The 7951-nt window shown below is 69.5% G+C and carries 9 protein-coding genes; 5 read left to right on the top strand and 4 right to left on the bottom strand.

Features of this window, described 5'->3' with window-relative positions:
- Positions 1–2: 2 nt before the first annotated feature.
- Positions 3–752 (bottom strand): ABC transporter substrate-binding protein, encoded by a 750-nt coding sequence (locus tag ACK4FB_RS14755; RefSeq protein ID WP_409753961.1) that lies wholly within the window; start codon positions 750–752, stop codon positions 3–5.
- The gene (locus tag ACK4FB_RS14750) at positions 749–1384 is read right to left on the bottom strand and encodes a TetR/AcrR family transcriptional regulator (RefSeq protein ID WP_409753958.1); all 636 of its coding nucleotides are present in this window, start codon (positions 1382–1384) and stop codon (positions 749–751) included. The genes ACK4FB_RS14755 and ACK4FB_RS14750 overlap by 4 nt, the downstream gene beginning before the upstream one ends.
- Positions 1385–1484: 100 nt before the next feature.
- Here ACK4FB_RS14750 and ACK4FB_RS14745 point away from each other — a divergent pair, with 100 nt between their 5' ends.
- From ACK4FB_RS14745 to ACK4FB_RS14725, 5 genes are read left to right on the top strand one after another with little or no spacing between them, the layout of a single operon-like run.
- The gene (locus tag ACK4FB_RS14745; protein ID WP_409753955.1) at positions 1485–2888 is read left to right on the top strand and encodes a glycosyltransferase family 2 protein; all 1404 of its coding nucleotides are present in this window, start codon (positions 1485–1487) and stop codon (positions 2886–2888) included.
- A 17-nt stretch (positions 2889–2905) separates the two neighbouring features.
- Complete coding sequence (locus ACK4FB_RS14740; RefSeq protein ID WP_409753953.1) at positions 2906–3799, top strand: class I SAM-dependent methyltransferase; 894 nt, start codon at positions 2906–2908, stop codon at positions 3797–3799.
- Positions 3796–4593: a TrmH family RNA methyltransferase gene (locus tag ACK4FB_RS14735; protein ID WP_409753950.1), complete on the top strand. Its 798-nt coding sequence runs from the start codon at positions 3796–3798 to the stop codon at positions 4591–4593. The genes ACK4FB_RS14740 and ACK4FB_RS14735 overlap by 4 nt, the downstream gene beginning before the upstream one ends.
- Entirely contained in the window at positions 4593–5063 is a 471-nt protein-coding gene (locus ACK4FB_RS14730) for an OsmC family protein (protein ID WP_409753947.1), read from the top strand. The genes ACK4FB_RS14735 and ACK4FB_RS14730 overlap by 1 nt, the downstream gene beginning before the upstream one ends.
- A complete protein-coding gene (locus ACK4FB_RS14725) occupies positions 5063–5254 on the top strand; it encodes a glutathione S-transferase (RefSeq protein ID WP_409753944.1) in 192 nt (63 codons plus the stop codon). The genes ACK4FB_RS14730 and ACK4FB_RS14725 overlap by 1 nt, the downstream gene beginning before the upstream one ends.
- Positions 5255–5849: 595 nt before the next feature.
- On the opposite strand, the gene ACK4FB_RS14720 is transcribed toward ACK4FB_RS14725, so the two are convergent.
- Both ACK4FB_RS14720 and ACK4FB_RS14715 read right to left on the bottom strand, forming a co-directional pair.
- Positions 5850–7142: an MFS transporter gene (locus tag ACK4FB_RS14720; protein WP_409753941.1), complete on the bottom strand. Its 1293-nt coding sequence runs from the start codon at positions 7140–7142 to the stop codon at positions 5850–5852.
- 62 nt (positions 7143–7204) lie between these two features.
- Complete coding sequence (locus ACK4FB_RS14715; RefSeq protein WP_409753938.1) at positions 7205–7870, bottom strand: ATP-dependent helicase C-terminal domain-containing protein; 666 nt, start codon at positions 7868–7870, stop codon at positions 7205–7207.
- Positions 7871–7951 lie beyond the last annotated feature (81 nt).

The following is a 7951-nucleotide window of genomic DNA, read 5'->3' as shown; positions in this document are numbered from 1 at the left end:
GGTCAGCCCATCAGGCTTCCCGGCAGGCTGACCACCTCGCGGCGCCCCATCAGCCGTCGCAGCGCCGGATGCCGGCCGGCGCCGCGCCAGTCCGCCCGCATCTGCTCGTAAAAGGCCAGAACGAAGCGCGTCGGCGGCTCGAACAGCAACCGCTCCACGCTCACCGGCGCGAACCATGGGCTCGGGGCCGCCGGGGTGAACCCCGCCGCGCCCAGCACCGCCCCCACCAGCGTTTGCTCCCCCGCCGTGAAGCCGCCCGGCGTCATGTACAGCGCGGATCCTCCCGCGCCCGCCGCGGCGGCCCGCTCGAGACGCGCGTCCATGTCCTTGAGCAGCGCCGCGCCCTCCGGGACCCGATCCAGTTCGGCCGCCACGCTGCGCACATTTTCGCGCACCCCGTCGAAATCCTGAGCGTCAGCTACCATGGCCGCCCGGACCCCGCGCCGCTCCAGCGCCGCGAGCAGGCGCGGCTCTCCGCCCCAGTATCTGATCACCACATCCGGACGCGCCGCCAGCGCCGCCTCCAGCGTGGGACGCACCCGCGGATGGCCCGCCGCAGCCTCGCGCAGATGGGAATCGGCGTCGTCGGCGCGCGGCGACAGGAACAGTCGGTCATCGGGCCGGCTCAGGGCCAGGGCGTACTGGTCCGCGCACGGGTCAAGCGACAGGATGCGCAGCCCGTCGGCGCGCACGCCGCTTGCCGGGAGCAGCGCCAGCGCAAGCGTGAGCGCCGCCCCCCCGAGTCGCATCATGGCTTCAGAACGCCCTCGAAAAGGGCGTCCAGCATCGCCCCGACCAGCGCATCCGGCGCCGCCCAGTCGAAATAGGGCTTGGTGATCATCAGCGAGACCACCCCATGGGCGCCCGCCCACAGAATCTGGCCCGTGACGGCGGGGTCATGCCTCAACCGTCCGGCGGCGTGGGCCTGACCGATCATCTTGCCGAAGGACTGGAAAAGCCCCGCGCCCAGGTCCCGCGCCACGTCCTCGGCGCCGCTGCGCGCCTCCTCGGGCCGGGTCATGTAGATCAGGCGATAGGCGTTGGGGTTCTCCAGCCCGAACCGGGCGTAGGCCTCCATCATCCGGCGCATCTTGACCTCCACCGGCGCCGCGTCGGCCTCGATCTGCGCGGTGAGGATCGTCAGTTGCTCAAAGGCGCTCCGGCAGATTTCCGCCAGAATCTGGCTCTTGTCCCGGAAGTGCATGTAAAGCGCGGTGGACGACAGACCTACGTCGTCGGCGATCTTGCGGATCGTGGCGCCGTCGTAGCCGTGCTCCACGAAGATCCGCTCCGCCGCTTCGAGGATTTCGGCGCGCCGCTCGTGGCCCTCACCCTTGGGTTTGCGTCCGACACGCGGCGCGGGGACGGGAATCGACTGGACCAAAATCACCTCACCCCGAAATTAGGCCTCATGAATAGCGGCATTTGACGCGCCGCGACAACCGGGCCTTTGTGCTCCCCTGGGGAATGGGCGGGGGGCTGCCATGCACGACGGAACAGATCGGCCGCCTGTGATCGGGCCGCCTCTCGCGCTCAGCGCCCGTCGACGCGGTCCGGGCAGGGGCCAGTGGATCGCCGCCCTTGCGGGCGCCGCGATCCTTGCACCGGCGGCGATCATGGCGCCGGACCGTCTGGGTGAAGGACTCGTCCACGGACTGTGGCTGCTGTTCCTGGTCGCCGGCCTCTGGCGCGTCGTCGCGGTGGCGATCAGCGGTCGGTCCGCGACCGCCCCGTCGCTGGAAAACCCCCTGCCCCCTTACGCCGTCATCGCCGCGCTCAGGCATGAGGCGACGATGATCCCCCAGATCGTGGCGCGACTGTCGCGGCTGGACTACCCGGCGGACCGGCTGCGCGGCTTTCTGGTCATGGAGACGGATGACGAGGAGACCATCGCGGCGGCCCGGGCCTGTCCCCGGCCGGACTGGCTGTCGGTGCTGGTGGCCCCGCCGGGCCGGCCCATGACCAAGCCCCGAGCGCTGAACATCGCGCTCAGCCGCGTCACCGAAGGTCTGGTCACCGTCTATGACGCCGAGGACGAGCCCGACCCCGGCCAGCTTCGCGAGGCGGCGGCGCGGTTCGCGGCCGGTCATCCGCGCCTCGCCTGTCTGCAGGCGCCCCTGCGCATCCGTCCGCCCGCCGAGCCTGCCCGCCGACGGCCGTTCCTGGACCGGCAGTTCGCCGCCGAGTACGCGACCCTGTTCGAGGTGATCCTGCCGGCCCTGACGCGCCTCGGCCTCCCCTTTCCGCTGGGCGGGACCAGTAATCATTTCCGGGTCGACGTCCTGCGTCAGGTCGGCGGCTGGGATCCGTGGAACGTCACCGAGGACGCCGATCTGGGCTATCGCCTCTGGCGCAGCGGGTGGCGCCTCGGCGTCATGTCCGCCCCCACCTGGGAAACGCCCCCGGGCGGCATCGACGCCTGGCTTCCCCAGCGCACCCGATGGCTCAAGGGGTTCATGCAGACCTGGCTGGTGCACATGCGCCGGCCTCAGGGTCTGGGCTGGCGCGGCCTGCTCAGTCTGCATCTGACTCTCGGTCTGGCGCTGACGGCCGCCGCCCTGCATGCCGCAGCTCTGGCCCTGCTGCTGGGCCTGACGCTCGGCGCCCTCGCCTCGGGCCTCGCGCCCGCCACACCGCCGCTGGCCGTGCTGGTGCTGGTCGCGGGCGCTTCGTCCAGCTGGTTTTCGGCCTGGTTTGGAAGCCGCCGGGCGGGCGTTCCCTACGACTGGCGCGACATGATCGCCGCGCCCCTCTACTGGTCCATGCTCAGCCTCGCCTTCGCCCATGCCCTGTGGCGTCTGATCCGCCAGCCCTTCGCCTGGGACAAGACCCCGCACACACCGGACGAGCCCGACGACCATCACCGGACTGGACGACTGGCCGCCTGACGGCCTAATCGCTGTCCATGGCCCCCCTTATTGCTCCGACCCCCGAAACCCTGCGGACCACGGGCTGGTCCGACTACGCCCTGATCGACAGCGGCGACGGCAGGAAGCTGGAACGCTACGGCCGCTTCACCGTGGTCCGCCCCGAGCCCCAGTGCTTCTGGAAGCCCGCCCGGCCCGAGCTGTGGGACATGGCCGACGCCGTGTTCGATCCCGAGGGCGAGGACGAGGACGGCCGCTGGAGCTTTCGCGGCAAGGCCGTCGACCTGTTCCCGCTGGCCTGGAACGACGTGCGCTTCAACAGCCGCTTCACCCCCTTCCGGCACCTCGCCTTCTTCCCTGAGCAGGCGGCCAACTGGGAGTGGCTGGATGGGCGGGTGCGCAGCCTCGACAAACCCAGAATCCTGAATCTCTTCGGCTACACCGGCGTGGCCAGCCTCGCCTGTTCGGCGGCGGGCGCAGAGGTCACCCATGTGGACGCCTCCAAGAAATCGGTGAACTGGGCCCGCGAGAACGCCGCGCTGTCCGGCCTCGAGGACCGCCCCATCCGCTGGATCGTGGAGGACGCCCGCAAATATGTGGCCCGCGAGGTGCGGCGCGGCTCGAAATATCACGGGATCATTCTGGACCCGCCCAAATACGGGCGCGGCCCCACCGGCGAGGTCTGGCGGCTGTTCGAGGACCTGCCGCAGCTGGTGCACGACTGCGCCGCCCTGCTGGACGACGACGCCTCTTTCCTGCTGCTGAACGCCTACGCCGCGCGCATCTCGGGCCTGTCGCTGGCCCACCTGACGGCCGAGGCCACGGCGGGGCGCGGCGGCGTCATCGACTGGGGCGAACTGGCCCTGGCGGAAGAGAGCCCGCGCGCCGCCGAGATCGGCCTCAGCTTCTTCTCCCGGTGGAGCGCCTCGTGAACGAACGGGTCATCACCTCCCTGACCAATCCCACGGTCAAGGCTATCCGCGCCCTGCACGCCCGCAAGGGCCGCGACGAGTCCGGCCTGTTCCTGGCCGAGGGGCTGAAATTCATCGGCGAGGCGCTGGATCTGGATCGGGCGCCCCGCACCCTGCTGGTGGGTCAGGACGCCCGCCCCCACCCCCTGCTGGACCGCGCCATCAAGGCCACCACGGCGAACGGCGGCGAGATCATCACCGTCAACCGCGCCATTCTCGAGAAGGTCTCCCGCAAGGAAAATCCTCAAACCGTTCTTGGGGTTTTCCAGCAAGTCTTCACCCCGCTGGACACGCTCAACCCCCGCTCATCCCCCGCCTGGGTGGCGCTGGAGCAGGTGCGCGATCCCGGCAATCTGGGCACCATCATCCGTACCTGCGACGCGGCGGGCGCCGGCGGCGTCATCCTCATCGACGACTGCTGCGATCCCTATTCGGTGGAGGCCGTGCGCGCCACCATGGGCTCGGTCTTCGCCGTCAGCGTGACGAAGACCACCACCGACGCCTTCCTGAAATGGCGTCATAGCTGGCCGGGCAGCGTCATCGGCACCCGGCTGGACGCGACCCACGACTACCGCGCCGCGCCCGTCGAGCATCCCGCCCTGATCCTGATGGGCAACGAACAGGCCGGCCTCACCGACCGCCTCGCCGCCGCCTGCGACGTCAATGTGAAGATCCCCATGCGCGGCCGCGCCGACAGCCTGAACCTGGCCATCGCCACGGGGATCATGGTCTATGCCGCAACCGAGGGAGTCTGATGTCCAGCCATACCCTGACCGTGCTCTGGGAAAACCAGGGCGAGCCCTTCACTGACAACCGCTACAGCCGCGCCCACCGCTGGCTGTTCGACGGCGGGATCGAGGTGGTCGCCTCCTCCTCCCCGTCCGTTGTGCCGGTCCCCATGTCGCTGGAAGCGGCCGTGGACCCCGAGGAGGCCTTCATCGCCTCCCTGTCCAGCTGCCACATGCTGTGGTTCCTGGCCCTGGCCGCCAGGGCCGGGTTCAAGGTCACGCGCTACGAGGACCAGCCCGAAGGCCAGGTGGGCAGGAACGATCAGGGCAAGCTGTCCGTCACCGTCGTCACCCTGCGCCCGGCCGTCAGCTTCGAGGGCGACGCCCCCTCGACTGAAAAGCTGGACGCTCTGCACCACGACGCCCACGAGCACTGCTTCATCGCCCACTCGGTGAAGACCGACGTGCGCTGCGAACCCCGACAGGAGGCCGCGTGATGACCCTGAACATCGAGGACGCCGTCAATGAAACCTGCCCCTGGTCCGGCAAGCCGGTCAGCGCCGACAGCCTGACCACCTACCGCGGCCACGTGGTCGGCTTCTGCAACCCCGGCTGCCGCGACAAGTTCGACGCGGCGACGCAGGCGTTCGATGCGGCGATCCCGGATGGCGACGTGGCGGGCGGCTAAGTCGGGCGTAGAGCGGCCTGTCGAGCATCAGGCGCGCGGGGCCGCCGCAACTGGTGGTGAGCGGACATCGCGTCTGAATGGAGCCATCACCCAGTGGACTTAGGGTTTGTCAGAACAGTGGGGTCTCCGCCGTGACCCGTTCGCATCTTCCTTGGAATCCCTGTGCACCGGTAAGCGCATTGGTATTTTGAATGTCGATTGTTCCTGTCAGTCGATTGATGCGGACGACTGGACGATTGATCCAGTTGTAGGAGAACCGCCCAGATATCTCACGCTCGCTGATTGTCACATCGTTCAGCGTTCGCCACCCATTCTCGCCACGCCCGCCCAAAGTTGGTGACATACTTTCAGGCAGTCGGACGCGAACGACGTCTCCCTCGATTTCGACATCGACGAGCGCTGATGTCCTCGAGCGCGATGTTGTCGTAGCCGAACCATGAGCAGTGGTGAATCCGTCGGAGGCGCTCGCTGTCGTAGTGACCTGTTCAGGTGTGTTTGCGATGCCGGAGCATTGAAGGGCGATCACGGTCGCCTGTATTGCCGTCAACCACATTGCTATAATTCCCCCATCGCTTCTTCACAGAACGTAGCATCGTCATCTCGCGCCCGAAAAACTGGCCCGCGTCCGGTTCATCCCCCAGAAGGCCAGCGCCGAGATCACGCCCGCACCCGCCAGATAGTAGCCCACGTACGCCAAGCCCCACGTCCCCGCCAGCCAGGTGGCGATGTAGGGCGCCAGCGACGCGCCCACGATGCCCGCCAGATTGAAGGTCATGGAGGCCCCGGTGTAGCGCACCGCTGTGGGGAACGGGTCCGACAGCGCGGCGCCCAGCGGTCCGTAGGTGAACCCCATCAGGCTGAACCCCAGCATAAAAAAGATCAGCACGCTCGTCAGGTCGCCCGACCCGAACAGCGGCGCCAGCACAAGCCCGAACACGGCGATGGCCAGCGAGGTCCACATCAGGGTCGGCCGCCGCCCCACCCGGTCCGCCACCAGCGCGGAGATCGGGATCATCAGCCCGAAGAACAGCACCCCGAACAGCTGGATCGGCAGGAACTCGCCCCGCGTATAGCCCATCGCCGTGGTCGCCCAGCCGAGGGTGAACACGGTCATCAGATAGAACAGCACGAAGGTCGCCGTCGCCGCCAGCGTCCCCAGCACCAGCGACATCTTGTGCCGCGCCAGCAGCGACAGCGCCGGCGCCCGCACCCGCTCCTGCCGGTCGATGGCCGTCTGGAACGCCGGCGTCTCGGTGATCTTCAGCCGCACCCACAGGCCCACCAGCACCAGCACCGCGCTGGCGATGAACGGGATGCGCCAGCCCCAGGCCAGGAACTGGTCTTCCGCCAGCACCGAGGTCAGCACGATGAACGACCCGGTCGACAGGATGAAGCCGATGGGCGCGCCCAGTTGCGGGAACATGCCGTACCAGGCCTTCTTGCCCGGCGGCGCGTTCTCGGTGGCCAGCAGCACCGCCCCGCCCCACTCGCCTCCCAGTCCCAGCCCCTGCCCGAAACGGCAGATGGCCAGCAGCAGCGGCGCGATCACCCCGGCGGCCTGATAGGTGGGCAACAGGCCGATGGCCACGGTGGACAGGCCCATGGTCATCAGCGCCGCCACCAGCGTCGCCTTGCGCCCGATCCGGTCCCCGAAATGGCCGAACACGACAGCCCCCACCGGCCGCGCGAAGAAGGCGATGGAGAAGGTGGCGAACGACGCCAGCATGGCCGTCGTCGGGTCGCCGCCCGGGAAGAACAGCGTCGGAAACACCAGCACCGCCGCCGTGGCGTAGATGTAGAAGTCGAAGAACTCGATGGTGGTGCCGATCAGGCTGGCGAACAGCACCCGGCGCTTCTCGGCCCCGGTCGGCAAGGCGGCTGTGGTCACGCGGCGTCCCCCTGTTGAACCGCCCAGCTTAGGAGCCTGCCGCCGTCCGGCAAGAGGCGAATTCAGCCCCTCGGCTTGACCCGGTTCGTCGGGTCCGCATTGGCCGGATCCTCGGGCCAGGGATGCTTCGGATAGCGCCCGCGCATGTCCGCGCGCACGTCGGCCCACGACCCGGCCCAGAACCCCGGCAGGTCTTTCGTCACCTGGATCGGCCGCCGCGCCGGCGACAGCAGGGCCAGGGTCAGGGGCGTGCGGTCGCCCCCCACCACCGGATGGGTCTTCATGCCGAACAGCTCCTGCACCCGCACCTCCACCCGCGGTCCGCCCTCGGCGGCGTAGTCGATGGCCGCCCCGGTCCCCAGCGGGGTGGTGAACCGCTCCGGCGCCTCGGCCTCGATGCGCCGGTGCAGGTCCCACGGGATCAGCCCGCGCAGGGCGTCATGCAGGGCCCCCGGCTGCACCCCCTTCAGCGACGAGACCTGATCCAGCAGCGGCGCCAGCCACGCCTCCCGCGCCGCCCACAAGGCGTCATCCGACACGTCCGGCCAGCTGTCGTCCCGCGCCCGCAGGAAGGCCAGCCGCGAGCGCAGCGACCGCGCCGCCTCGCCCCACGGCAGGCTGTCCAGCCCGCCCCGCGCCACCTCGCCCATCAGGGCGGCGGTCAGGGTCGCCCGGTCCGGCGCGCCCAGATTGGCCTCGGCCACCGTCAGGGCCCCCAGTCGCGTCACCCGGCGCACCTCCCGGCGGCCCGACGGGGCGGCGATCAGCCGATCCTAGCAACTCCCCAGCCGCGCGCAACCCCCCCCACC

Origin of the sequence: Brevundimonas sp., from assembly GCF_046299535.1 — a bacterium.
In the GTDB taxonomy this organism is placed as follows: Bacteria; Pseudomonadota; Alphaproteobacteria; order Caulobacterales; family Caulobacteraceae; genus Brevundimonas.
Note: the sequence above shows the minus strand (reverse complement) of the source record. Positions and strands in the feature narration are given on the sequence as shown.